Source organism: Actinophytocola gossypii, from assembly GCF_025165815.1.
GTDB classification, from domain to species: domain Bacteria; phylum Actinomycetota; class Actinomycetes; order Mycobacteriales; family Pseudonocardiaceae; genus Actinophytocola; species Actinophytocola gossypii.
Map to the genome: position 1 here is coordinate 1 of NZ_JAFFZE010000031.1, position 23,471 is coordinate 23,471.

The 23,471-nt window shown below is 72.1% G+C and carries 24 protein-coding genes, 1 tRNA gene and 1 pseudogene; 21 read left to right on the top strand and 5 right to left on the bottom strand.

Annotated elements, in window-relative coordinates; genetic code table 11:
• Positions 1 to 384, top strand: a pseudogene (locus JT362_RS33420) (2-oxoacid:ferredoxin oxidoreductase subunit beta); the annotation flags it as partial.
• Here the strand turns inward: JT362_RS33420 and JT362_RS33425 are convergent.
• On the bottom strand, positions 377 to 550 hold the full coding sequence (locus tag JT362_RS33425; RefSeq protein WP_260195905.1) for a hypothetical protein: 174 nt from the start codon (positions 548 to 550) through the stop codon (positions 377 to 379). The pseudogene JT362_RS33420 and the gene JT362_RS33425 sit on opposite strands and share 8 nt — an antisense overlap.
• 154 nt (positions 551 to 704) lie before the next feature.
• Between JT362_RS33425 and JT362_RS33430 the strand changes: the two genes are divergently transcribed.
• The 4 genes from JT362_RS33430 to JT362_RS33445 all read left to right on the top strand — a co-directional run bounded on the left by JT362_RS33430 (position 705) and on the right by JT362_RS33445 (position 4,417).
• Positions 705 to 1,220, top strand: coding sequence for an aromatase/cyclase (locus tag JT362_RS33430; RefSeq protein ID WP_260195906.1), 516 nt, complete (start codon positions 705 to 707; stop codon positions 1,218 to 1,220).
• Positions 1,217 to 1,987 carry an AMP-binding protein gene (locus tag JT362_RS33435; protein WP_260195907.1) on the top strand — a complete coding sequence of 257 codons (771 nt, stop codon included), beginning with the start codon at positions 1,217 to 1,219 and terminating at the stop codon, positions 1,985 to 1,987. The genes JT362_RS33430 and JT362_RS33435 overlap by 4 nt, the downstream gene beginning before the upstream one ends.
• Positions 1,984 to 2,493 (top strand): flavin reductase family protein, encoded by a 510-nt coding sequence (locus JT362_RS33440; RefSeq protein WP_260195908.1) that lies wholly within the window; start codon positions 1,984 to 1,986, stop codon positions 2,491 to 2,493. The genes JT362_RS33435 and JT362_RS33440 overlap by 4 nt, the downstream gene beginning before the upstream one ends.
• A gap of 130 nt (positions 2,494 to 2,623) precedes the next feature.
• The gene (locus tag JT362_RS33445; protein WP_260195909.1) at positions 2,624 to 4,417 is read left to right on the top strand and encodes an AMP-dependent synthetase/ligase; all 1,794 of its coding nucleotides are present in this window, start codon (positions 2,624 to 2,626) and stop codon (positions 4,415 to 4,417) included.
• Here JT362_RS33445 and JT362_RS33450 read toward each other — a convergent pair.
• The gene (locus JT362_RS33450) at positions 4,414 to 4,980 is read right to left on the bottom strand and encodes a TetR/AcrR family transcriptional regulator (RefSeq protein WP_260195910.1); all 567 of its coding nucleotides are present in this window, start codon (positions 4,978 to 4,980) and stop codon (positions 4,414 to 4,416) included. The genes JT362_RS33445 and JT362_RS33450 overlap by 4 nt on opposite strands.
• Positions 4,981 to 5,030: 50 nt before the next feature.
• Between JT362_RS33450 and JT362_RS33455 the strand changes: the two genes are divergently transcribed.
• From JT362_RS33455 to JT362_RS33465, 3 genes are read left to right on the top strand one after another with little or no spacing between them, the layout of a single operon-like run.
• Positions 5,031 to 6,173 carry an FAD-dependent monooxygenase gene (locus JT362_RS33455; protein ID WP_260195911.1) on the top strand — a complete coding sequence of 381 codons (1,143 nt, stop codon included), beginning with the start codon at positions 5,031 to 5,033 and terminating at the stop codon, positions 6,171 to 6,173.
• 5 nt (positions 6,174 to 6,178) lie between these two features.
• Positions 6,179 to 6,862: a M50 family metallopeptidase gene (locus JT362_RS33460; RefSeq protein WP_260195912.1), complete on the top strand. Its 684-nt coding sequence runs from the start codon at positions 6,179 to 6,181 to the stop codon at positions 6,860 to 6,862.
• A gap of 15 nt (positions 6,863 to 6,877) precedes the next feature.
• Positions 6,878 to 8,131 carry an aldehyde dehydrogenase family protein gene (locus JT362_RS33465; RefSeq protein ID WP_260195913.1) on the top strand — a complete coding sequence of 418 codons (1,254 nt, stop codon included), beginning with the start codon at positions 6,878 to 6,880 and terminating at the stop codon, positions 8,129 to 8,131.
• Here JT362_RS33465 and JT362_RS35790 read toward each other — a convergent pair whose 3' ends face one another.
• Both JT362_RS35790 and JT362_RS33475 read right to left on the bottom strand, forming a co-directional pair.
• Positions 8,132 to 8,545: a hypothetical protein gene (locus JT362_RS35790; RefSeq protein WP_446014144.1), complete on the bottom strand. Its 414-nt coding sequence runs from the start codon at positions 8,543 to 8,545 to the stop codon at positions 8,132 to 8,134.
• A 14-nt stretch (positions 8,546 to 8,559) separates the two neighbouring features.
• Positions 8,560 to 8,621, bottom strand: a tRNA-OTHER gene (locus JT362_RS33475).
• Between the two features lie 159 nt (positions 8,622 to 8,780).
• On the opposite strand from JT362_RS33475, the gene JT362_RS33480 reads away from it, so the two are divergent.
• Complete coding sequence (locus tag JT362_RS33480; RefSeq protein ID WP_260195915.1) at positions 8,781 to 9,653, top strand: N-acetylmuramoyl-L-alanine amidase; 873 nt, start codon at positions 8,781 to 8,783, stop codon at positions 9,651 to 9,653.
• A gap of 21 nt (positions 9,654 to 9,674) precedes the next feature.
• Here JT362_RS33480 and JT362_RS33485 read toward each other — a convergent pair whose 3' ends face one another.
• Positions 9,675 to 10,694, bottom strand: a complete 1,020-nt coding sequence (locus JT362_RS33485) for a LacI family DNA-binding transcriptional regulator (protein WP_260195916.1) — start codon at positions 10,692 to 10,694, stop codon at positions 9,675 to 9,677.
• Positions 10,695 to 10,862: 168 nt separating this feature from the next.
• Here JT362_RS33485 and JT362_RS33490 point away from each other — a divergent pair, with 168 nt between their 5' ends.
• From JT362_RS33490 to JT362_RS33545, 12 genes are all read left to right on the top strand, one after another.
• Positions 10,863 to 11,534, top strand: coding sequence for a cupin domain-containing protein (locus tag JT362_RS33490; RefSeq protein WP_260195917.1), 672 nt, complete (start codon positions 10,863 to 10,865; stop codon positions 11,532 to 11,534).
• Positions 11,535 to 11,668: 134 nt separating this feature from the next.
• Positions 11,669 to 12,544 carry an ABC transporter permease gene (locus tag JT362_RS33495; protein WP_260195918.1) on the top strand — a complete coding sequence of 292 codons (876 nt, stop codon included), beginning with the start codon at positions 11,669 to 11,671 and terminating at the stop codon, positions 12,542 to 12,544.
• 11 nt (positions 12,545 to 12,555) lie between these two features.
• On the top strand, positions 12,556 to 13,581 hold the full coding sequence (locus JT362_RS33500; protein WP_260195919.1) for an ABC transporter substrate-binding protein: 1,026 nt from the start codon (positions 12,556 to 12,558) through the stop codon (positions 13,579 to 13,581).
• Entirely contained in the window at positions 13,581 to 14,366 is a 786-nt protein-coding gene (locus tag JT362_RS33505) for an ABC transporter ATP-binding protein (RefSeq protein ID WP_260195920.1), read from the top strand. The genes JT362_RS33500 and JT362_RS33505 overlap by 1 nt, the downstream gene beginning before the upstream one ends.
• 18 nt (positions 14,367 to 14,384) lie before the next feature.
• A complete protein-coding gene (locus JT362_RS33510) occupies positions 14,385 to 15,533 on the top strand; it encodes a Gfo/Idh/MocA family protein (RefSeq protein WP_260195921.1) in 1,149 nt (382 codons plus the stop codon).
• Positions 15,533 to 16,684 (top strand): dihydrodipicolinate synthase family protein, encoded by a 1,152-nt coding sequence (locus tag JT362_RS33515; protein ID WP_260195922.1) that lies wholly within the window; start codon positions 15,533 to 15,535, stop codon positions 16,682 to 16,684. Before JT362_RS33510 ends, JT362_RS33515 begins: the two co-directional genes overlap by 1 nt.
• Complete coding sequence (locus JT362_RS33520) at positions 16,681 to 17,487, top strand: sugar phosphate isomerase/epimerase family protein (RefSeq protein ID WP_260195923.1); 807 nt, start codon at positions 16,681 to 16,683, stop codon at positions 17,485 to 17,487. Before JT362_RS33515 ends, JT362_RS33520 begins: the two co-directional genes overlap by 4 nt.
• A 138-nt stretch (positions 17,488 to 17,625) precedes the next feature.
• Entirely contained in the window at positions 17,626 to 18,246 is a 621-nt protein-coding gene (locus tag JT362_RS33525) for an ABC transporter ATP-binding protein (protein ID WP_260195924.1), read from the top strand.
• On the top strand, positions 18,243 to 19,529 hold the full coding sequence (locus JT362_RS33530; RefSeq protein ID WP_260195925.1) for a hypothetical protein: 1,287 nt from the start codon (positions 18,243 to 18,245) through the stop codon (positions 19,527 to 19,529). The genes JT362_RS33525 and JT362_RS33530 overlap by 4 nt, the downstream gene beginning before the upstream one ends.
• Before the next feature lie 118 nt (positions 19,530 to 19,647).
• Entirely contained in the window at positions 19,648 to 21,444 is a 1,797-nt protein-coding gene (gene ctaD, locus JT362_RS33535; RefSeq protein WP_260195926.1) for an aa3-type cytochrome oxidase subunit I, read from the top strand.
• A gap of 7 nt (positions 21,445 to 21,451) precedes the next feature.
• The gene (serB, locus tag JT362_RS33540) at positions 21,452 to 22,675 is read left to right on the top strand and encodes a phosphoserine phosphatase SerB (RefSeq protein ID WP_260195927.1); all 1,224 of its coding nucleotides are present in this window, start codon (positions 21,452 to 21,454) and stop codon (positions 22,673 to 22,675) included.
• On the top strand, positions 22,672 to 23,436 hold the full coding sequence (locus JT362_RS33545; protein WP_260195929.1) for a peptidyl-tRNA hydrolase: 765 nt from the start codon (positions 22,672 to 22,674) through the stop codon (positions 23,434 to 23,436). Before serB ends, JT362_RS33545 begins: the two co-directional genes overlap by 4 nt.
• Positions 23,437 to 23,471: the final 35 nt, after the last annotated feature.

Here is a 23,471-nt window from a genome sequence, read left to right on the forward strand (position 1 = left end):
ATCTTCAACGACGGCGCCTTCGACGTACTCAAAGAACCAGGACAGAAGGAACAACGCCTCATCCCCGTCCAACACGGCAAACCCATCGTGTTCGGCGACCAGGCCGTGGTGCACGGCCGGCACGGGCTCGAGATCGCCCCGCTGTCCGAAGTGGACGACGAGCGGATCGTGGTGCACGACGCGACCGTGGACGACCCGTCCTACGCGTTCGCGCTGTCCCGGCTCTCGACGCAGGACCTCGAACACGTCGTCACCGGCGTGTACCGGGCGGTCGAGCGGCCCGCCTACGACGATCAGGCCCGCGACCAGGTCACCGCCGCGCGGGAACGGCCGGCCGACCTCCAGCACCTGCTCGACGGCCCCGACACCTGGACGGTCAGCTGACCACGAGGTATCGCACCGGCTCCGCCGGGCGACCGGTGTCCCACTCCCGGTAGGCACGCACCACCAGGTTCAGGAACCGGGGCCGGCGCGTGCCGCCGCCGGATTCTGCTTCGACGGTCACCACCGCCGGCACCGGCCGGCGGGGCACCGCGTGGAAACCTCGCATCACCCCAGGGTCCGCACGTGGTCTCGAACCCGGGTCGAGTCGCGGACGACTCCGGGTCGGCTCCGCACCGCCATCGATCGTGACTCGACCACGCCTCCAGTGCCGGTGAGGAAACTCACAGGTAGGCGCTCTTTCGACGGAAGGGAGCGACGACATGGCGGAGCTGAAGATCTGGACCGCACGTCACACCACGAAGGTGGCGGCGCCGCCGAAGCGGGTCTACCAGCTGATCGCGAACGTCGACCGGTGGCCGAGGCTGTTCGAGTCCGTGCTCGCGGTCGAGCACATCGGCTACGACGGGAACAGCCAGCGGGTCAGGTTCTGGGGCACGTTCGGCGAGCGGCGGGGCAGCTGGGTGTCGGCCAGGGAGCTCAACCCGAAGCGGCTGCGGGTGCGGTTCCGGCAGGAGCACGCCGCGGCACCGCTCGCGTCGATGGGCGGCATCTGGCTGATCGTGCCCAAGGGCAGCGGGTCGATGGTCGCGCTCGACCACTACTACCGGGTGGTCGACGACAACCCCGCCGCCGCGCGGCACATCGAGCACACCATCGCCCGGTCGAGCACGTCGATGCTCGAATCCCTGCGTACCACCGCCGAGACCGACGAGGACGACCGGTGGCTCCCGCTGCCGGACCCGGCGCTGGGCCTGGAGGGGGTGCGGCTGTCATGACCGCGCCACACACGCGGGTGCCGGTCGGCTCGGCCGACGTGCTGCCCCGGCTGGCCGCCGCCCGGTGGCCGCACCGCACCGCGCTCCGGGCCGGCACCAGGAGCACGACGTTCGCCGAGCTGGACGACGCCGTGTCCCGCCTGGCGTTCGGCCTGCGGCAGCTGATCGGCGGCGACGGGCTCCCGGTCGTGGTGTCGGCCGCGCTCGGCACCGCGTTCCCGGCCGCCTTCCACGCCGTGCTGCGCAGCGGGAACGTCGCCGTCCCGGTGAACCCGAGGATGCCGGCGGAGCCGTTCGCCGGCGTGCTCGCCGAGAGCGGCGCGCGGGCGGCCCTGCTGGGGCGGGTCACCTACGAGCGGGTCCGCCGGGTGCTCGCCGGAGCCCGGCTGGAGCAGGTCGTGCTGTACGACGCGCCGGCCGAGGCGGGCCAGCCGACCTGCGCGGACCTCGCCGGCCGCGGGAGCCTGCTGGTCGAGCCCCGGGACCGCGACGAGCACGCGGCCGCCACCGTCGAGGGCCGGCGGGTGCGCACCCACCACGAGCTGAAGACGGCCGCGCTGGCCACGGCCGACGGGCTCGACCCGGACTCCGTGGTGCTCAACGCGACCTCGGCGTACCACCCGGCCGACCTCGGCGCCGGACTCGCGGCCGGAGCGACCCAGGTGCTGCTCGGCAACCCCGACCCGGCCGCCGCGGTCCGCGAGGCCGCCCGCGCCGGCGCCACCCACGTCCGCCGGGACGGCGGCACCACGGCGGTGGCGGCATGATGCCCGGCTCGACGGTCTACCCCTGCTCGGTGCGCGACGCGATGGCGAACTGGCCGACCGGCATGGCCGTGATCACCACCGCGGACGGCGACGGCTGGTGGTGGGGGTTCACCGCCAGCGCGGTCAGCCAGGTCTCCGAGCGGCCGCCGATGATCTCGGTGTCGCTGGACCGGGACGCGCACTGCCGGCCGGTGTTCACCGCCGCCGACGCCTACGCCGTGCACGTGCTGCGCACCGGTCAGGAGGAGCTGGCCGACCGGTTCTCCGACGCGCCCAACGACTTCGAGGCGCTGTCGGTGACCACCGGGTACGAGGGCGTTCCGCTGCTCGACGACGTGGCCGTGCGGTTGGAGTGCCGGCCCGTGCAGTCGCTGCCGGCGGGCGACCACGTGCTGCTGCTCGGCGAGGTGGTCCGGGCCAGGACCGGCCCCCACGATCCACTGGTCCACGTCGGACAGTCGTTCCGGAGTTTGACTCGGCCGCTCTCGCTCCCGCACGCCAGCTGAGTCAGGCGACGCTGCGTCCGGTTGCGGTAACGTTGTCGTAAACGTCCAGATCAACGTGGACGGCGCGGGCATGTGGCACTTACGATCACGCGATCCACGGGTGTCATCATCGCCGCAGCGGAGCGTGCACATGACCGACAAGACCACCGCCACGCTGTGCGCGGCGTTCCAGGACTTCGTGACCACCAGCCCGGACGCCGTCGTGCTCCGAACGCCCGGCGACCGGGACCGGATCACCTGGCGGCAGTGGGACCAGCGGGTCCGCGCGCTCGCCGCGGGCCTCGCCGCGCTCGGTGTCGGCCGGGGCGACACCGTCGGGCTGATGCTCAGCAACCGGCCCGAGTTCCACCTCGTCGACGCGGCCGCGTTGCACCTGGGCGCCGCCCCGTTCTCGATCTACAACACCTCCGTGCCCGACCAGATCGCCTACCTGTTCGGCAACGCCGGCAACAAGGTCGTGTTCTGCGACGAGCGGTTCCTGTCCCGGATCAGGGAGGCCGGCGGCTCCGTCGAGCACATCGTCTGCGTCGACGGCCCGGCCGAGGGCGCGATGTCGCTCGCCGACCTGGAGTCCCGGGGCGACCCGGACTTCGACTTCGACGCCGCCTGGCGCGCGGTCGAGCCAGGCGACCTCGCCACGATCATCTACACCTCCGGCACCACCGGCCCGCCCAAGGGCGTCGAGCTCACCCACGCGAACGTGATCGCCGAGGCCGACGCCGTGCGGGTGCTGTTCGACGTCGAGCCGGGCGACCGGGTGGTGTCGTACCTGCCGGCCGCGCACATCGCCGACCGGGTGACCGCGCAGTACTTCGCGATCCTGTTCGGCATCCAGGTCACCTGCGTGGCCGACCTGACCACGCTGGCCCAGGCGCTGCCGGACGCCAAGCCGCACTCGTTCTTCGCCGTGCCGAGGGTGTGGCAGAAGTTCAAGGCCGCCATCGACACCGGGCTCGCCGCCGAGAAGCCGGTCAAGCGGAAGATCGCCGAGTGGGCGATCGAGACCGGGATCAGGGCGGCCCGGCACGAACTGGCCGGCCGGGAGCTGCCGAGGGCGCTGGCGGCCCAGCACCGCCTGGCCGACAAGCTGGTGCTGGCCAAGCTGCGCACCAAGCTCGGCATGGACGTCTGCCGCGGCCCGGCGTCCGGCGCTTCGGCGATCTCGCCGGACATCCTGGAGTTCTTCTGGGGCCTGGGCATCCGGATCTACGAGGTGTGGGGCATGTCCGAGACCGGCGGCGCCACCACCGCGAACGCGCCGGGGCACACCAAGCTCGGCAGCGTCGGCCGGCCGCTGCTGGACATGGAGGTCAAGCTGGCCGAGGACGGCGAGCTGCTGACCCGCGGCCCGACCATCATGCGCGGCTACCGCAACGAGCCGGAGAAGACCGCCGAGACCATCGACGCCGACGGCTGGCTGCGCACCGGTGACATCGCCGAGATCGACGCCGACGGCTACGTGACGATCGTCGACCGCAAGAAGGAACTGATCATCAACGCGGCCGGCAAGAACATGTCGCCGTCGAACATCGAGAACGCGATCAAGGCGGCCTCCTCCCTGGTCGGCCAGGTGGTCGCGATCGGCGACGACCGCCCGTACGTCGCCGCGATCGTCGTGCTCGACCCGGACGCGGCGGCGGGCTTCGCGGCCGCCCACAACATCTCCTCGACGTCCCCTGGTGAGCTGGCCGCGCACCCCGAGGTCCGGGCCGCCGTGCTGGCCGGCGTCAAGGAGGGCAACACCAAGCTCGCCAGGGTGGAGCAGCTCAAGCGCATCCGCATCATCCCCACCACCTGGGACCCGGGCGGCGACGAACTGACCCCCACGATGAAGCTCCGCCGCAAGCCGATCGCGGAGAAGTACGCCGACGAGATCGACTCGCTGTTCGCCGCCACCCCGGGCGACGACGTCCTGGAGGTCTAGGCCCGCAGCGCGGCGGCCAGCATGTCCCGGCAGGCCGCACGCAGGTCGGCCTCGTCGAGCGTGCCCGCGCCGGCGACCTGGTCGAACACGAGCCCGTCGATCTGCGCGATCAGCGTGTGCCCGCGCCGCCGGGGTTCCGGCGCGCCGGCCGACATCAGCAGGTGCTCGGCCATCGCCCGGATGGCGGCGCCGTGCTCGAGCAGGGTCGCGCGCAGCTCCGGGCGGCGGGTCGACTCCAGGGACAGCTCGTAGCGGGCGAGGGTCCGCGCGCGGCTCGTGGTCAGGAACCGCCGGACCAGGGCGGCGACGATGTCGGTCAGCTCGTCCAGGCCCAGCGTCCCGCCCAGTTCGGGCACGGCGCCGGCCTCGGCGATGTCCAGTTCGGCCATCCGCCCCAGCGTCCCGATCATCAGCGCCTCGCGGGTTCGGAAGTAGTACGACGTCGACCCCTCCGGTAGGCCGGCGGCGCGGTCGACCGCTCGGTGGGTGAACCCGCGCATCCCCTCGGCGGCCAGCGTGCCGACAGCCGCGTCCGTGATGAGCGTTCGTCGGTCCGGCGTCATGCCACCACTCTACGGGTGTAGAGTCCACTACAGCTGTAGAGGAGGTTCCCATGACGAGAACAGCGGTAGTGGTCGGCGGCGGGATCGGCGGCCTGGCCGTGGCGGGCGGCCTGATCCGGAACGGGTGGGAGGTGCGCGTCCTGGAGCGGGCCGAGGAGTTCACCGAGGTCGGCGCGGCCATCTCGCTGTGGCCCAACGCGTTCCGCGCACTGGAGACGGTCGGCGCCCTCGACCGGCTGGAGGCACCCGGCCTGCCGCACACCGGCGGCCTCCGCGACTGGCGCGGCACCTGGCTGGCCCGCCTCGACGGCCTGGACGAGGTCGAGGAGGCCACCCGGGCCGCCGTGGTCGCGCACCGCGCGGAGCTGCTGGACGCGCTGCTCGCCGGCATCCCCGCCGAGTCCCGGCTGCCCGGCACCGCCGTGCACGGCGTGCGCCTCGACGGCGACCGCGCCGTCGTCGAGCACGACGGCGGGGAGCTGCCGGCCGACCTGGTCGTCGGCGCGGACGGGGTGCGCAGCGCCGTCCGCCGGTCGGTGTTCCCGGACGCAGCCCCGCCGAGGTACGCGGGGAGCACCGCGTGGCGGTTCGTCCTGCCGTGGCAGCGTGACCTGGCCGGCGGGGAGAGCTGGGGCGCCGGCTCGGTGTTCGGCGCGTTCCCGATGCCCGGCGGTCGGGTGTACTGCTACGCCACCGCCAAGCTCCCGCCCGGCGGCCGCGCCCCCGACTCCGAGCTCGCCGAGCTGCGCCGCCGGTTCCACGACTGGCACGACCCGATCCCGGACCTGCTCGCCGCCGTCGAGCCGGAGTGGGTGCTGCGCAACGACATCCACCACCTGCCCCCGCTGCCGAGCTACGTCCGCGGCCGGGTGGTGCTGCTCGGCGACGCCGCGCACGCGATGACCCCGAACCTCGGTCAGGGCGGCTGCCAGGCGTTGGAGGACGCCGCCACGCTGTCGGTACTGGCCGGCGCGACCGACCTCGATGTGGCCCTGCGCCGGTACGACGCGCTGCGCCGCCCGAGGACGCAGACGATCGCGAAGCGGGCCCTGCTGGGCAACACGGCGGTGTCGCTGTCCTCGCGGCCGGCCTGCGCGGCCAGGAACACGCTGGTGCGGCTGCTGCCGACGTCGCTGTTCGTCCGGGCGCTGACCGGCACGTTCGACTGGCGGCCACCGGGTGTGATCAGCTAACGCGCGTGTGGGAAGACCTGTTCGGCCTCCGCTTCGACCCGGACACGGCGGTGCTCGTCGCGGCCGGGATCGCGTTCGTGGTCGTCGCCGTGTCGGTGCTGTGGCGGCTGGCCAGGCACGTGATCACGATCGTGCACGAGGCAGGGCACGCGCTGGTCGCGGTGCTGTCCGGTAGGCGGTTGGCGAGCATCCGGCTGCACTCGGACACCTCCGGCCTGACCGTGACGAAGGGCAGGCCGTACGGCCCGGGCATGGTGCTGACCGGGTTCGCCGGCTACGTGGCGCCGTCGCTGCTCGGCCTGGGGTTCGCCGCGCTGCTCGGTGCCGACCAGGTGACGGCGCTGCTGGTGGCGTGCCTGGTGCTGCTGGTCGGCGTGCTGCTGTGGGTGCGGAACGTCTACGGCGTGTTCTCGGTGCTGGTCACCGGGGCGGTGCTGGTCGGCGTCGCGTGGTGGGCGAAGGGGGAGGTGCAGGTCGCGTTCGCGCACGTGATCACCTGGTTCCTGCTGCTCGGCGGCCTCCGGTCGGTGTTCGAGCTGCAGGGCAAGCGCAGGCGCGGGCGGGCGCGGGACTCCGACGCCGACCAGCTGGCCAGGATCACCGGCGCGCCCGGCCTGTTCTGGGTGACGTGCTTCGTACTGGTCGACGTGGGTTGCCTGGTGCTAGCGACGGCGTGGCTGTTGGCGTGAGGCAGACTTGCCCTCATGTCGGTCCTGGAACACAGCACTGTCGCCGAGGCGGTAGCCGCCTGCGCCACCGCCGCGAAGAAGGCCGCCCCCACCCTGGCGAACGCCCCCGACCAGGCGATCGACAACGCCCTGGCCGCGATGGCGTCCCGCCTGACCTCCGCCCGCGCGGTCGTGCTCGAAGCCAACGCCGCCGACGTCGCGGCGGCCGAGTCCGCCGGCATGAGCCAGGGCCTGCTCGACCGCCTCCGCATCACCGACGACCGCCTCACCACGATGGCCGAGGCCCTGCGCCTGCTCGCCGCCGCCCCCCACCCGGCCCGCTCGGTGGATCTGCACGAACTCCCCGACGGCCTACGCCTGGTCGAACGCAGGCGCCCGGTAGGCGTGATCGGCGCCAACTACGAGGCCCGCCCCAACGTGACCGTCGACGTGGCGTCCCAGCTGGTGAAGTCCCGCAACGCCGGCGTCCTCCGTACCGGTTCGGCCGCCCTGCGCTCCGCCATGACCCTGGTCGAGTCCGTCATCGCCCCCGCCCTGTCCGATGTGGACCTGGACCCGGACGCGATCCAACTGGTCCCCAGCCCCGACCGGGCGGCCGCCGGCGCCCTGGTCTCCCTGCCCGGGTCGGTCCCCCTGGTGATCCTCCGCGGCAGCGGCGACAGCACCCGCGAACTGGGTCGCCTGGCCGCCCAACACGGCGTCCGCACCCTGGCCCACGCCGACGGCGGCGCCGTCCTGTACGTCGACGAGGCCGCGAACCCGGAGCTGGCGGTCGACCTGATCCGCCGCAGCCTCGACCGGCTTGGCGTGTGCAACCGCCTCAACCTCCTGCTCCTGCACCGCGCGGCGTACGACAAGCTGCTCCCGGCGGTCCTCAGCACACTGTCCGAACTGGACGTGGCTCCGTCCCTCCCCCCGCACGAGCACCCGGTCGGCTACGAATGGGCCCTCGACGCCGACCGCGAGGCCACCGTCACCATCCTCCCGGTCGACGACGCCGCCGACGCGGCCCGCGTGGCCAACGAGGAGACGTCCGGCCTGGCCGCCTGCATCGTCACCGAGGACGAGCCGACCGCCGACCGGTTCATCGCCGAGTACACCGGCACCGGCGTGTTCTGGAACGCCCCGACCAGACTCCTGGACGGCTTCAAGCTCCTGGGCGTCCCGGAAACCGGCATCAACATCGACAAGGTCCCCGGCCCCCGAGGCCCGGTCACCTACCCGGACCTGTGCCTCCGCCAGTACGCGGTGCTCCCGGCCGGACGCTGACTACAGACCCCGAGCGAAGTCCGTGACCAGTGTCGGGACCGCGTCGTCGAACCCGGCGACGTCGAGCATCTCCGGGACCGTCGGGTCGGCGATCGAGCAGCGGGTGGCGGTCATCCCGACCACGACCAGCCTCGCGTCGATGCCCGTCCGGTCGCGGTACCGGCGCAACGCCTGGTGCGGGTGGGTGTTCCCGGCCCACGTCGCGTTGTCGGTGTACACGGCGAACGTGTCGACCTCGATGCCGCGGTCGAGCGCGTGCCGCATGCCGAGCGGGTGAGTCGGGACAGCTGCCGGATGAGCGCGGTCTACCGATTGAGCTACGGCGCGTTGCCGCTCCTGCGGGGTTCGAACCCGCAACACTTTGTTCCGGTAACCGATCGTCGTCGGCCCGCGGTGTCGAGGGAGGATGGACAAGCAGTGCCGACCGGAGCCGGTGGCGGGTTTCGAACCCGCGTTTCCCCTGTGACAGAGGTAGCCGAACGACTCCGGCCCGTCCTGCCTCGCGTTGCGGGCGGACGGTCGCGTGGTTCCGTCTGTCACGGATTGCGACGGATGTAACACTTTCGGGTGGTATTTAGGTTTGAACGGTGGGCGACCTGGCAACGTTGTAGTTGGTGAACTACGCAACGTTCACGGAGGTTCGGTCCCCATGGCTCCCCTGAAGATCATCAGCAGGCCCCGGTGGGGTGCTCGGCACGAGCGCGGGTTCGGTCCGGCGCCGTTGCCCGCGTCGGAGGTCTGGCTGCACCACTCGGTGACGATCGCGCCCGATCTGGCGTATGTCGACGCCAACCGCGATGGGGTCGACGACGACGAGGCGCGGGCGATGCGCACGCTCGAGGCCATCGGCGAGCAGCGGTTCGGGCGGGGCATCAGCTACACGTTCGCGGTGATGCCGTCGGGGCGGGTGTACGAGGGCCACGGGGTCGACCGGATCGGTGCGCACACCGGCGGCCGCAACTCGATCTCCCGCGCGATCGTGCTGGTCGGCGACTTCACCCGCTACGCGCTGACCGAGGCCCAACTCCGCGCGGTGGCGGCGTTGCTGCAGCACGGCCACGCCGCCGGCTGGTGGCGCCGCGCCCGGCTCAACGGCGGTCACCAGCAGGCCCCCGGCGCGTCCACCGCCTGCCCCGGCCGCTACGCGATGTCCGCCATTCCCCGCATCAACCGGCTCGCGGCCGGCCCGCCGGTTGACCAAACCCCCGGAGAGGACGACGACGTGATCCGTTTCATGAAAGGCGACAGCCGCGCCCCGCTCCCCGGCGACGGCGGCACCTACGGCGACGTGGTCTTCAAGGTCGAGTACGCCCACGAGTTCGGCGCCATCGCCGTCCGCACCAGGGTGCCGAACGCGAACGACCCCGGCTTCCGCGCCTACCTCGAAGCCGGCGGCACGGTGTACCAGGTCCCGCAGGCCGTCCTCGACGCCATCCCGGACAAGGCCAGCGCCCGCAAGGCCGACGGCGTGACCCCGGACCAGCCCACCACCCCGACCCCGAACGGCACCGACGCGCCGTAGCCGCCCGACGTTCCGTGGTTCTCAGCCGGTGCGGGGTGGGGCCAGGGACTCGCGGTGGATGACCGTGGCCTCGACCTCCTCCACGCGGGGGTTGGGCTGCTGGGACTCCAGGGCCAGGGCGATCGCGCGGGCGCCGATCTCCACCAGGGGTAGGCGGACCGTCGTCAGCGCGGGGGTGACGTCCCTGGCGATCGGCATGTCGTCGAAGCCGACGACGGTGACGTCCTCGGGCACCGACAGGCCCCGCTCCCGCAGCACCGACAGCGCGCCGATCGCCATCGAGTCGTTCAGGGCGATGATCGCGGTCAGCCGGGGGTCGGCGTCCAGGAGTGCCGCCGTGGCCGCGGCGCCGCCGTCGCGGTCGAACTCGGCGTACTCGATGCGGCGGGCCGGCAGCGTGCGGCGGTACTCGCGCGCCGCCCGCCGGAGACCCGCCAGGCGGTCCGTGGTGGTGGTCAGCTGCTTGGGGGCCGCGACCACCCCGACGTGCCGGTGGCCCGCGGCGAAGATCTCCCGGCCGATCAGGTACGCGCCCTCCTCGTTCGCGGGCATCACCGCGTCCCCGGCGAGCTTGTGGCGGCCCACGACCGACACTCGCCCACCCGTGGCCATGTACGCGCTCAGCTTCGCGTTGAGTGACTTCGTGAACCCCGGATCGTGGTAACCGGAACCCGCAAGGATGATCGCCTCGACCTGTTGGGCGCGCAGCAGTTCCACGTACTCCAGCTCCCGGTCGGGATCCCGGTACGAGTTGCAGATGATCACCAGCCGGCCCTGCTCGCTCGCCACCCGCTGCAGGCCCCGGGTGATCTCGGCGAAATACGGGTCCGACACGTCGTGCACGATCACGCCGACCGTCGTCCGATGCGACCTGGCCAGCAGCTGCGCGTGCGCGTTCGGCACGTACTGCAGCTCCTGCACCGCGCGCAGCACCCGCTCGCGAAGCTCCTCGGACACGATCTTCGGGCTGCCGTTCACGATCCGCGAGACCGTCGCAGCGGACACTCCCGCGCGCCGCGCGACATCGGCGAGCGTCGCCACCTCGCACCTACCTTCACACCGTTGACGGCCGGCTCCCGCGGGCCTAGCGTCAGGTTACAAGGAAAGCCCTTTCCTCGCCTCTGGAGGCCCCGATGCCCGCTCCGGAATTCTATGTGATCTTCCATGGCTGACCCACTACCCGGAGGGGTTGGCGTTTCGCGTCTCTGCGTGTACGACACGGTCACCCCGGACGGGCTTCCCGGTGGCACCCCGCACCTGCATCTCTGCTGCACCGAGGCCTACGTCGTCACCGGCGGCAGCGGCGCCGTCCAGACCATCTCCGGCGACGGCTTCGCCGAGTACGAGCTCGCGCCGGGCACCGTCCTGTGGTTCACCCCTGGCACCGTCCACCGGCTGGTCAACCACGGCGGCCTCGACATCGTCGTGATCATGGGCAACTCCGGCCTCCCCGAGGCGGGCGACGCGGTCCTCACCTTCCCGCCGGACGTCCTCGCCGACCCCGACCGGTACGCCGAGGCCGCCGCGCTGCCGGGCGGCGGGGCGCCGGGTACCGACGTCCGCTCCGCCTACGCCCGCCGCGACCTCGCCATCGAGGGGTTCACCCGACTGCGTGACGCCGTCGAGCGGGACGGCCCGCGGGCGATGGCCGAGTTCCACGCCGCCGCCGCGGCGCTCAAACAGCCCCAGCTCGACACCTGGCGCAACCGCTGGGAGAACGGGGCGTTCCGCGCCGCCCAGGTGACCGGCGTGCACCTCGACGCCCTCGCCAGGGGGGACGCCACCCACCTGACGCACGCCCGCGTGACCGCGTTCGCCGAGCCGGCCGAGCGCGGCCGGCTCGGTATGTGCGGGCGGCTCGACACCTACCGTCCGGAGTAGCGGGAAAGCCCTTGCCTGAACCCCGGTAACCGAATACAGTCGCAGGAAAGCGCTTACCTGCCGGATATGTCCGAGTGTCCGCCGGGCGACGCGATCATCGTGGAGAAGGTGGTGTCCTAGGGATGTCGAGCGGGATGTCGAGCATCGTGGCCGACGCGCGACAGGACGGGGACCAGGAACCCGGCGGCGACGCACCGCCGGCGCGCCGGTTCGACCTCGGCGGACAGCTGCTGCGGCTGTGGGAGGCGGTCTGGCGCCCGGGCATCCTGCTCGCGATCGTCTTCTTCTTCTGGTGGCTCGCCTCCGCGCAGGAGTGGATGCCGCACTACCTGGTGCCCACCCCGGGTCAGGTGTGGGACCGGATGGCGCAGGACTGGTCGTCGCTGATGTACCACTCCTACGTCACTCTCTGGGAGACCGTCGTCGGGTTCGTGATCGCCAGCGTGCTCGGCCTGGCGACCGCCGTCCTGATCGCGTACTCGCGCACGATGGACAAGGCGCTGTACCCGATCGTGTTGTTCGCCCAGGTGATCCCGAAGATCGCCATCGCGCCGCTGCTGGTGGTGTGGTTCGGCAACGGCCTCGCCCCGAAGATCATCCTGGCCGTGCTGATCGCGTTCTTCCCGGTGGTGGTCTCCGGTGTCGCCGGGCTGCGCTCCACCGACCCGGAGCTGCTGGAGCTGTCGGCCACGATGGGCGCGTCCCGTTGGCAGACGTTCCGCAAGATCCGCTTCCCCAACGCCCTGCCGCACCTGATGGCCGGCGAGAAGGTCGCGGTGACGCTGGCGGTGGTCGGCGCCGTGGTCGGGGAGTTCGTCGGCGCCAGCGAGGGCCTCGGCTACGTGCTGTTGCTGGCCAACGGAAACCTGGACTCGGCGATGCTGTTCGCCGCGCTGATCCTGATGTCGCTGATCGGAATCCTGCTGTTCGTGGTGGTGGAGGTGGCCGAGGCGCTGCTGATCCCGTGGCACGCCAGCCGCCGCTCGACCACCCCGCTCACCACTTCCTGAAAGGCTTGCCAATGAATGCCAAGCGCTACGCAGTAGCTCTCACCGCGGTCCTGGCGCTCGGAGCGTGCGCGCCGGGCGGCGGCCCGGACAGCGGCGACGGCACCGGCGCCGCCCCGCCTGACGCCGACAAGGTGACGCTGACGCTGAACTGGGTGCCCTACGGCGAGCACGCGCCGTTCTACTACGGCATCGAGCAGGGTTACTACGCCGACGAGGGCATCGATCTGAAGATCCAGCCGGGCAACGGCTCCGGCACCACGATCCAGGCCGTGGCGCAGGGCCAGACCACGTTCGGCTGGGCCGACACCCCGGCGCTGCTGCACGGAATCAGCGAGGGCATGCCGGTCAAGAGCGTCGGCGTGTTCCTGCAGAAGGGACCGGCGTCGCTGGAGTTCCTGTCCGAGCAGAACATCAGCTCCCCGCAGGACCTGAAGGGCAAGACCGTCGGCGGCACCCCGGGCGACGCCATGTACGCGACGTTCCCCGCGTGGCTGGCGGCCAACGGACTCAAGCCAGGCGACGTCGAGGTCGTCAACATGGACGCGGCCAACAAGATCGCGCAGCTCGCCGAGGGCCAGGTCGACGCGATCATGGGCTTCTTCCACGACCAGGGCCCCACGATCGAGGCCCGCACCGGCAAGCAGGTCGACTACCTGCTGTTCGCCGACTCCGGGCTGAACATGCTCGGCACCGGCATCGTCGCCAACGAGGACACCCTGACGAACAAGGCCGACCTGGTCAGCCGGTTCGTCCGCGCCACCCAGAAGTCCTGGTCCGAGGCCGTCACCGACATCCCGGCCGCGGCCAAGGCGATGGCCGACGGCGCCGAGAACGAGCCGCCGCTGGAGGTGCTGGAGCAGCAGCTGGAGCTCGCGGAACCGTTGCTGCAGCTGGACACCGCCGGCCAGCCGGGCGTGAACACCGAGGAGCAGTGGCAGGGCACCATCGACCTGATGGCCCAGTACGCGGACCTGAAGAACGCGGCCGACCCGGCGACCTACTGGGACGGCAGCCACGCGGACGGGTCGGGGTCCTGATGACCGGCACCCTCACCGGCACCGCCGTCGACGTCACCGACCTGACCGTCCGCTTCCAGTCGAAGCGCTCCAGCACGACCGCCCTGGACGATGTCACCATGCGCGTCGACGCCGGCGAGTTCATCAGCATCGTCGGCCCGTCCGGGTGCGGGAAGTCCACCCTGCTCAAGGTGGTCGCCGGCCTGGTGCGCCCGACCACCGGTTCGGTCAGCGTGCACGGCGAGGCGGTCACCGGGCCGCAGCGCAACATCGGCTTCGCGTTCCAACGCGCCGCGCTGCTGGAGTGGCGCGGGGTGCGCAAGAACATCCTGCTGCAGGCCGAGATGCGCGGCATGGACAAGGCACGGGCCGCGGCGCGGGCGGACGAGCTGATCGAGCTGACCGGGCTGTCCGGGTTCGAGAAGGCGCTGCCGCACGAGCTGTCCGGCGGCATGCAGCAGCGGGTGGCACTGTGCCGCGCGCTGCTGCACGAGCCGCCGGTACTGCTGATGGACGAGCCGTTCGGTGCGCTGGACGCGCTCACCCGCGAGCAGCTCAACGCCGAGCTGAACCGGATCTGGCGGGAGACCGGCACGACGATCCTGCTGGTCACCCACTCCATCGCCGAGGCGGTGTTCCTCGGCACCAGGGTGGAGGTGATGAGCCCGCGCCCGGGCAGGCTGATGCGCACGCTGGAGGTCGACCTGCCCAGGGAGCGGGACTACGCGCAGGTGATGACCGAACCCGGGTTCGGCACCCTCACCCGCGAGATCCGTGAACTCCTCGGCTCGACCAGCAACCACTGATACTGGAGGAATCGCAGCATGTCCCGTAGGTCCATCGGCATCGTGCTCAACGGCGTGACCGGGCGCATGGGGTACCGGCAGCACCTGGTCCGCTCGCTGCTGGCCATCCGGGACGACGGCGGCCTGCCCCTGGCCGACGGCACCGTGCTGTGGCCGGAGCCGGTCCTGGTCGGGCGCAACGAGCACAAGCTCGCCGAGATCGCCCACCGGCACGGCCTGTCCGACTGGACCACCGACCTGCCGTCCGCGCTGGCCCGCGACGACGTGGAGATCTACTTCGACGCGCTGACCACCGACCGCCGGGAGAAGGCGATCGCGTCGGCGTTGGAGGCGGGCAAGCACGTCTACACCGAGAAGCCGGTCGCCACCGACCTCGACGGCGCGCTCGCCCTTGCCCGCGCGGCCGAGGCGGCCGGGGTGAAGGTCGGCGTGGTGGCCGACAAGATCTTCCTGCCCGGGCTGGTGAAGCTGAAGCGGTTGGTGGACAGCGGTTTCTTCGGCCGGGTGCTGTCGGTGCGCTGCGAGTTCGGCTACTGGGTGTTCGAGGGCGACTGGCAGTCGGCGCAGCGGCCGTCGTGGAACTACCGCCGCGAGGACGGCGGCGGCATGGTGCTGGACATGTTCCCGCACTGGCACTACGTGCTCGAGCACCTGCTCGGCCCGGTGCGCGCGGTGCGCTGCACGACCGCCACGCACATCCCGCGCCGCTTCGACGAGAACGGCGAGGAGTACGCGGCCACCGCCGAGGACGCCGCGTACGCGACCTTCGAGCTGGACGACGGGATCATCGCGCAGTTCAACTCGTCCTGGGCGGTGCGGGTGTTCCGCGACGAGCTGGTCGAGTTCCAGGTGGACGGTACGCACGGGAGCGCGGTCGCCGGCCTGCGGAACTGCCGCGCGCAGCGGCGGGAGGCGACGCCGAGGTCGGTGTGGAACCCGGACCTGCCGCCGAGCGCCGACCAGCGCGGCGACTGGGCGACGGTGCCGGACAACCAGGAGTTCGGCAACGGGTTCCGGGTGCAGTGGGAGCGGTTCCTGCGGCACGTGGTGAGCGACGAGCCGTTCCCGTGGGACCTGCACGCGGCCGCCCGCGGCGTGCAGCTGGCCGAACTGGCCCTGCGCTCGGCCGGCGAGGGCCGGCGGATCGAGATCCCGGAGCTGGCCTGATGCCCGACGAAGTGGTGCTCCCCGGTGGTCTGCGGCACCGGCTGCGCGGCGGTTCGGGTACCGGCGCGGTGACCGGCCCGGCGCGCGGCCGGATCGCGTACGCGGCCGCGCACGTGGTCGCCGACCCGTCGGCGGAGAACGTCCCGGACGCCCCGGCCGAGGTCGACTGGGACGCCACGCTCGCGTTCCGCGAGCACCTGTGGCGGCACGGCCTCGGCGTCGCGGAGGCGATGGACACCGCACAGCGCGGCATGGGCCTGGACTACCCGGCCGTCCGGTCCCTGGTCCGCCGCAGCGCAGCGCTCGCCCGGGACGTCGGGGGTCGGATCGTCGCCGGGGTCGCCACCGACCAGCTCCCCCCTGGCCCGGCGACCCTCGAGGCCGTCACCGAGGCCTACCGCGAGCAGCTGGCCGACGTGGTCGACGCCGGCGCGGTGCCGGTGCTGATGTGCAGCCGGCACCTGGCGGCGGCCGCGCGGGGCCCCGAGGACTACCTGTCGGTGTACTCGTCGCTGTTGTCGTCGGTGTCGGACCCGGTGCTGCTGCACTGGCTCGGCCCGATGTTCGACCCGGCGCTGACCGGCTACTGGGGCACGTCCGACGTGGCGTCCGCCGCCGACGTGGTGCTGACGTTGCTGAAGGACCACGGCCCCCGCGTGGACGGGATCAAGGTCTCCCTCCTGGACGCCGAGTTCGAGGTCGACCTGCGCCGCCGCCTCCCCGCCGGGGTGCGCATGTACACCGGCGACGACTTCAACTACCCGACCCTGATCGCCGGCGACGCCGAGGGCCACTCGGACGCGCTGCTCGGCGTGTTCGCCGCGCTCGCCCCGGTCGCCGGGCCGGCCCTGCACCTGCTCGACGACGGCGACGCCGAGGGTTTCCTGGCCCGGATGGAGCCGACGGTCCCGCTGGCCAGACACCTGTTCGCGGCGCCGACGAGGTTCTACAAGACGGGGATCGTGTTCCTGGCCTGGCTGTCCGGCCACCAGGACCACTTCACGATGGTCGGCGGGCTCCAGTCGGGCCGGTCGCCCGCGCACCTGGCGCGCCTGCTGGTCCTGGCCGACGAGGCGGGCCTGCTGCCCGACCCGTCGCTCGCCGCGGCCAGGGCACGCGCGTTCTTCACCGTCTGCGGGGTGGACCAGTGAACCGCTTCTCCTTCAACCAGGCGACAGCGAAGTTCTGGCCGCTCCCCGACGTGATCGAGGGCTGCGCCGCCGCCGGCGTGCCGGGTGTGGGCCTCTGGCGCGAACCCGTGGCCTCCTACGGCCTGTCCCGCTCAGCGGCGCTGGCCCGCGAGTCCGGCGTCGCCGTCACGTCACTGTGCCGAGGCGGCTTCTTCGGCGCCGACGACTGGCTCGACGACAACCGCCGAGCCCTGGACGAGGCCGCCGAACTGGGCGCCCCCGCGCTGGTCCTCGTCTGCGGCGGCCTGACCGGCCGGTCCCTGGCCGAAGCCCGAGCCCGCGTGGCCGCCGGCCTGGAGGCGCTGGCCCCACACGCCCTCGACGTCGGCGTCCGGCTGGCGGTCGAGCCGATGCACCCCATGTTCTGCGCCGACCGGAGCGTGGTGGCCACCCTGGGCGCCGCGCTGGCCCTGGCCGCCCCGTTCCCGCAGGCGGCGGTCGGCATCGCCCTGGACACGTACCACGTGTGGTGGGACGAGCGGGTCTTCGAGCTGATCGCGGCGGCGGGGGAGCGGATCGCGTGCTTCCAGCTGGCGGACTGGGTCCTGCCACTACCGGCCGACGTGCTGGTCGGTCGCGGCCTGCCCGGCACCGGCCACGTCGAGTTCCCGAAGTTCCTCACCGCCGTCGCCGAAGCCGGCTACACCGGCCCGATCGAGGTGGAGGTCTTCAACGCCGACCTGTGGTCCCGCCCCGGCAAGGAAATCCTGGCCGACACCATCAGGGCGTACCAGTCGGTCACGGACGGTCTTCCGGGAGTCTGACGCTGGACGTCTCGACGTCGTCGGTTGTGACGTCCACGCCGCCCGCGTCCTCCCCGCCGACGAGCGGGAGGTCGGCACGTGGATCGGGCACGGCTCCCACTCCAGGCCGAACCGACGTGTCCCATAGGCTCGATCGCCATGGGGATCATGGTGGACGGGCTGGGGATGCGGGCCGGGGAGCACTGGTTGTTCCGCGACCTCGACCTCGCGGTCGCGGACGGTGAGTGCCTCGTCCTCGCCGGGGCCAACGGCAGTGGGAAGTCCACCCTCCTGCACTGCCTCTACGGCCTCCGCCACCCCACCGAGGGCACCGTCGAGGTCGCCGGCCGCGCTCCCGACGAGCGGGACGTCCGGTTCCGGCGGGACGTCGCGGTCCTGCTCGACGACTCCGACTTCTTCGCCGAACTCTCTCCGCGTCAGCACCTGGAACTCCTGCTCGGCACGTTCGGCGGCGAGCAGGAGACCGACCAGTACGACATCGACCGGTGGCTCGACGACGCCGGGCTCGGCGAGCGCGCCGACGTGCACGCCTACCACCTCTCCGCCGGCCAGCGCCGCCGGCTCCTGCTGCTCGGCGCCATCGCCCGCCCGCACCGCGTCCTGCTGCTCGACGAGCCGGAACGTGCCCTCGACGTGCAGGGCAAGGAGTGGCTCGCCGACCTCGCCGACGCCGAGCGGAAGGAAGGCCGCACGATCGTCATGGCCACGCACCACCCACCACTGCTCGACGTCGCCGACCACGTGGTCCAGCTCGGATGAAGACGTTCGCGGCGCGCTGGCTCTCCGGGGACGAGCGCACCCTCGGCCTGCTGCTGGCCGTCGGCGTGCTCACCATGGCGTTCTTCCGGCTCGACCGGCTCCGGCAGATCTTCGGGGTCGCCTCCCCGGAGGCCGCGCTGCTCCTGCTGCTCGTCGCCGCCGCGCTGGCCTGGTGGTCGATGCTGCCGCGCGGCTTCGTCTGGCTCGAACCCGCCGTGCTGACCTGGCGGGACTTCGGCGCCATCGACCGGGAGCGGATCGTCGCCGGGCGCCAGGCCAGAGGCTGGCTCGGGCGGGTGCTGGCCCTGGGGTACCTGCTCGCGGTCACCGCGGCGGTCATCGGGCTGAGCCGGCCGTGGGTCCTCGCCGGGGGAGCGTTCCTGCTGGCCACGGCCCTGCTCGCGCTCGGCGCAACCCGCCGGGTCCGGCGCGACGCGCGGCTGGAGGCGCTGGCCGCGCTCGGGCTCGCCGCGGCCGCCGTCGCGGTCCGGCCCGGTCCCCTCGGGATCGCGGTGGCGGCGGCGGTGCTGGTGGGGCCGGCGGTGGTGCTGCTGGCCCGCTCCGGGTCGGTCACCCGGCCGGAGGTCAGCCGAGCGGGTCGCGACGACCTGGTCCGGGGCTGGCGGGACCGCGTCCTCCGGGTCGTCGGCGTGCAGTTCCTCGACGTCGGCATGCTGCTGCCGGCCGCCCGCCCGGTGCGCGGGTGGTCGCTGCGTCGCCCGACCGGGGTGCGGCTGGCCTGGGTGGGGATCGCCGCCCGTGCCCGGCACGTGCCGACCGCCGCGCTGCTCGCGGTCACCGCCGTCACCGCGCACCTGGCCCTCCCCGCGCTGCCCGACGAGCTGGTGTTCGGCCTGCTCGGCTACCTCGCCCTGGTCCCGCTGGCCGGCGGGTTGGGGGAGCTGTGGCGCTCGCCGGGCCGCCGCCGCTGGGCGGGCCTGTCGGACACCGCGCTGCGGGCCGCGCACCTGCTCGTGCTCACCGGGTGCGCGGTCGCCTGGGCGCTGCCGGTGTACGCCTGGGCCGACTGGGACGTCACCGTGCTGCTGACCGTCCCACTCGCCGCCGCCTGCGCGGTCCGCACGGTCACCGGCGCCGCCCCGACCTACGACAACACGGCCTCCGTCGACACCCCGATGGGCTCGATGCCGGTGCAGTTGATCGCCCGCAGCCTGCGCGGTCCGGACCTCGGCCTGGTCACGCTGCTGTTCGTGCCCGTGTTGCCCGTCCCGGCGGGCGCCGCGGTGGTGGCCGCCGCGGTCCTGGTCGCGGTGCTGCGGTGACCGGAGCACTCGAGGATCACCCGAGCACGGGTTGTGGTAGCCGTCACGGCCGAGCCCAGCGGCAACACCCCACACCGCGAGGGCTACGATCGCCACGAATCAGATCAGGGAGGCAGGAGTGACGGCAGTAGCCCCGAAGCCGATCGCCACGCGGCCGTACCCGGCGCGCCCGACAGCCAAGGGTTCATACTTCCTGCAGCTGTTCCGGGAGACCGATCCCAAGAAGATCGGGATGATGTACCTGGTCACGGCGTTCGCCTTCTTCATGATCGGCGGCGCGATGGCCATGCTCATCCGCTCCGAGCTGGCGTTCCCCGGACAGCAGTTCCTCTCGCAGGAGCAGTACAACCAGCTGTTCACCATGCACGGCACGATCATGCTGCTGCTGTACGCGACGCCGATCCTGTTCGGCTTCGCGAACTTCGTGCTCCCGATCCAGATCGGCGCGCCCGACGTCGCGTTCCCCCGGCTGAACGCCTTCTCGTACTGGCTGTTCCTGTTCGGCGGGATCATCGTGATCTCCGGCTTCCTCACCCCGGGTGGCGCCGCCGACTTCGGCTGGTTCGCCTACACCCCGCTGTCGGACAAGATCCACTCGCCCGGCGTGGGCGGTGACCTGTGGATCGTCGGCCTGATCCTGTCCGGTCTCGGCACGATCCTCGGTGGCGTGAACATGCTTACCACCGTGGTCTGCCTGCGTGCCCCCGGCATGACGATGTTCCGGATGCCGATCTTCACCTGGAACATCTTCATCACCTCGATCCTGATCCTGATCGCGTTCCCGATCCTGACCGCGGCGCTGTTCGGCCTGCTCGCCGACCGCCAGCTCGGCGCGCACGTGTTCGACCCGGCCAACGGCGGCGTGATCCTCTGGCAGCACCTGTTCTGGTTCTTCGGCCACCCCGAGGTCTACATCGTCGCGCTGCCGTTCTTCGGCATCGTGTCCGAGATCTTCCCGGTGTTCAGCCGCAAGCCGCTGTTCGGCTACCGCGGCCTGGTGTACGCGACGCTGGGCATCGCGGCGCTGTCGGTCGCGGTGTGGGCGCACCACATGTACGCCACCGGCGCGGTGCTGCTGCCGTTCTTCGCGTTCATGACGTTCCTGATCGCGGTGCCGACCGGTGTGAAGTTCTTCAACTGGATCGGCACCATGTGGAAGGGCTCGCTGACCTTCGAGACGCCGATGCTGTTCTCGGTCGGCTTCCTGGTCACGTTCCTCTTCGGCGGTCTGACCGGCATCCTGCTGGCCGCGCCGGCCATCGACTTCCACGTGTCGGACACCTACTTCGTGGTCGCGCACTTCCACTACGTGCTCTACGGCACGATCGCGTTCGCCACGTTCGCCGGTATCTACTTCTGGTTCCCGAAGATGACCGGGCGCTACCTCGACGAGAAGCTCGGCAAGCTGCACTTCTGGACCACGTTCCTCGGCTTCCACGGCACGTTCCTGGTCCAGCACTGGCTGGGCAACGAGGGCATGCCGCGCCGCTACGCCGACTACCTGGCCTCCGACGGGTTCACCACGCTGAACACGATCTCCACCATCGGGGCCTACATCCTCGGCGCGTCGACGCTGCCGTTCATCTGGAACGTGTTCAAGAGCTACCGCTACGGCGAGACCACCACCGCGGACGACCCGTGGGGCTACGGCAACTCGCTCGAGTGGGCCACGAGCACGCCGCCACCCCGGCACAACTTCACCGAGCTGCCCCGGATCCGCTCCGAGCGGCCCGCGTTCGACCTGCACTACCCGCACATGGTCGAGCAGGCCAACCAGGAGAAGTACACCGGGCTGTTCAGCGGCAAGCACGGCGGTGTCGCGACCGCCGAGGCACCGCCGGCGCCGTCGGAGATCCTCGCCGAGAAGATGAACCCGGACGACATCTCCAAGGGCGATCCCAAGAAGCCGAACTGACCTGGTCGTGAGTACGCCGAACACGCCGGTGCTGATCACGGTCACCGGGCCGGACAAGCCTGGTGTGTCGTCGGTGCTGTTCGCCGTGCTGACCAGGCACGGCGTGGAGATCCTGGACGTCGAGCAGGTCACCATCCGTGGCCAGCTCGTGCTGGGCGTGCTGGTCGGCAGCGAGCACGACCCGGAGGGCCTGCAGGAGGCCGTCGAGCAGGCCATGGCCACGGTCGCCATGCAGGTGCACGTGGAGGTCGGCGCCGACCCGCTCACCCCGGCGCGGGTGGGTTCCAGCCACGTGCTGATCGTGCTCGGCCGCCCGCTCCCGGCCCGGGCGTTCGCCGAGGTCGCGCGCCGGCTGGCCGCGCTGGACGTGAACATCGACGCGATCCGCCGGGTCGCCGACTACCCGGTCACCGGCCTGGAACTGCGGGTGTCGGTCGCGCAGGACACCCGCGAGGGCGACGCCGAGCTGCGGTCCGCGCTGGCGGAGCTGTCCGCGCGGGTCGGCCTGGACATCGCGGTCGAGCGGGAGGGCCTGACCAGGCGGGCGAAGCGGCTGGTCGTGTTCGACGTGGACTCAACGTTGATCCAGGGCGAGGTCATCGAGATGCTCGCCGAGCGGGCGGGCTGCGGGGACAAGGTCCGCGAGGTGACCGAGGCCGCGATGCGCGGTGAGCTGGACTTCGCGGAGTCGCTGGTCCGGCGGGTGGCGTGCCTGGAAGGGCTGTCGGCGTCCGTGCTGGACGAGGTGGCCGACTCGCTGGAACTGATGCCGGGCGCGCGCACCACGATCCGCACGCTCAAACGACTCGGCTTCCGCACCGGTGTGGTCTCGGGTGGCTTCACCACGATCATCGACCGGCTCGCCGAGGACCTCGGCCTGGACTTCAGCCTCGCCAACGACCTGGAGATCGTCGACGGCACGATCACCGGCCGGGTACTCGGCGACATCGTCGACCGGGCCGGCAAGGCGACCGCGCTGCGCCGCTTCGCCGCGAGTTTCGACGTGCCGCTGGCCCAGTGCGTGGCCATCGGCGACGGCGCGAACGACATCGACATGCTGTCCACGGCGGGCCTGGGCGTGGCCTTCAACGCCAAGCCCGCCCTGCGCGAGGTCGCGGACACGGCGCTGTCGCACCCGTACCTGGACGTCGTCCTGTTCGTGCTGGGCGTGACCCGCGCGGAGGTCGAGGCCGCCGACGCCGCCGACGGCCTGGAACCGTTCCGCCCGTGATCCTGGACCCACTGGCCGCCCGCTACGCCGACTGGCTGAAGCTGCCCGCCGCCGCGACCGCCGACACCGCCGCCGAGGACCCCGCGCTGGTACGGGCCATGCCGGTGATCCTGCGCATCGAGCGATCCGAGCCGCCCGGCCGGACCGCGCTCCTGGAAGCCGCGGCGTCCGCCGCCGTGGCCGTGTGCCTGGACCCCCGCGCCACCTCGCCGGAGGGCGAGTGGCACGCCGACGTCGCCGACTGGGTGCGGATGCACATCAGGAAGGTCTCCCGCCGAGCCCGCGGCGCCCACTGGACGGCGGCGGAGACCCTGCCCGGCGTGACCGTGACGGTGGGCGGCGCGTCGGTCCGGGCGCTGGTGCCCGGCCGGGTGGCGGAGACGCCCAAGGAGGTGTCCCGCCTGCAGATCGCCGGCAGCGACCTGCCGGCCGACGAGCCGGGCCCGGTCGAGCCCGGCGTGCCGGTGCTCTGGCTGAACCCGACGATCGAGATGACCGCCGGGAAGGCCGCCGCCCAGGTCGGCCACGCGACGATGTTGTTGGCCGCACTGTGGCAGGCGGACGGCGCGGACCTGTCGGACTGGGCGACGGCCGGCTTCCGCTGCGCGGTCCGTAATCCGTCCCGGTCCGAGTGGGCAGCCGCGCATCCCGGCGACGACCCGGCGTCGGCCTGGCGGTCGAAGGGCGTGGTGGCGGTGCGCGACGCGGGGTTCACCGAGGTGGACCCCGGTACGGTCACCGTGCTGGCGCGACGCCCATAGCCGTCAGCAACCCGGTCCAGGCCGCGGTGGGGACC

What these genes read in the sequence shown, in the direction of transcription:
- JT362_RS33425 (WP_260195905.1), bottom strand. Translation starts at nt 550, where the DNA reads ATGCGAGGTTTCCACGCGGTGCCCCGCCGGCCGGTGCCGGCGGTGGTG.
- JT362_RS33430 (WP_260195906.1), top strand. Translation starts at nt 705, where the DNA reads ATGGCGGAGCTGAAGATCTGGACCGCACGTCACACCACGAAGGTGGCG.
- JT362_RS33435 (WP_260195907.1), top strand. Translation starts at nt 1,217, where the DNA reads ATGACCGCGCCACACACGCGGGTGCCGGTCGGCTCGGCCGACGTGCTG.
- JT362_RS33440 (WP_260195908.1), top strand. Translation starts at nt 1,984, where the DNA reads ATGATGCCCGGCTCGACGGTCTACCCCTGCTCGGTGCGCGACGCGATG.
- JT362_RS33445 (WP_260195909.1), top strand. Translation starts at nt 2,624, where the DNA reads ATGACCGACAAGACCACCGCCACGCTGTGCGCGGCGTTCCAGGACTTC.
- JT362_RS33450 (WP_260195910.1), bottom strand. Translation starts at nt 4,980, where the DNA reads ATGACGCCGGACCGACGAACGCTCATCACGGACGCGGCTGTCGGCACG.
- JT362_RS33455 (WP_260195911.1), top strand. Translation starts at nt 5,031, where the DNA reads ATGACGAGAACAGCGGTAGTGGTCGGCGGCGGGATCGGCGGCCTGGCC.
- JT362_RS33465 (WP_260195913.1), top strand. Translation starts at nt 6,878, where the DNA reads ATGTCGGTCCTGGAACACAGCACTGTCGCCGAGGCGGTAGCCGCCTGC.
- JT362_RS33480 (WP_260195915.1), top strand. Translation starts at nt 8,781, where the DNA reads ATGGCTCCCCTGAAGATCATCAGCAGGCCCCGGTGGGGTGCTCGGCAC.
- JT362_RS33495 (WP_260195918.1), top strand. Translation starts at nt 11,669, where the DNA reads ATGTCGAGCATCGTGGCCGACGCGCGACAGGACGGGGACCAGGAACCC.
- JT362_RS33500 (WP_260195919.1), top strand. Translation starts at nt 12,556, where the DNA reads ATGAATGCCAAGCGCTACGCAGTAGCTCTCACCGCGGTCCTGGCGCTC.
- JT362_RS33505 (WP_260195920.1), top strand. Translation starts at nt 13,581, where the DNA reads ATGACCGGCACCCTCACCGGCACCGCCGTCGACGTCACCGACCTGACC.
- JT362_RS33510 (WP_260195921.1), top strand. Translation starts at nt 14,385, where the DNA reads ATGTCCCGTAGGTCCATCGGCATCGTGCTCAACGGCGTGACCGGGCGC.
- JT362_RS33515 (WP_260195922.1), top strand. Translation starts at nt 15,533, where the DNA reads ATGCCCGACGAAGTGGTGCTCCCCGGTGGTCTGCGGCACCGGCTGCGC.
- JT362_RS33525 (WP_260195924.1), top strand. Translation starts at nt 17,626, where the DNA reads ATGGGGATCATGGTGGACGGGCTGGGGATGCGGGCCGGGGAGCACTGG.
- JT362_RS33530 (WP_260195925.1), top strand. Translation starts at nt 18,243, where the DNA reads ATGAAGACGTTCGCGGCGCGCTGGCTCTCCGGGGACGAGCGCACCCTC.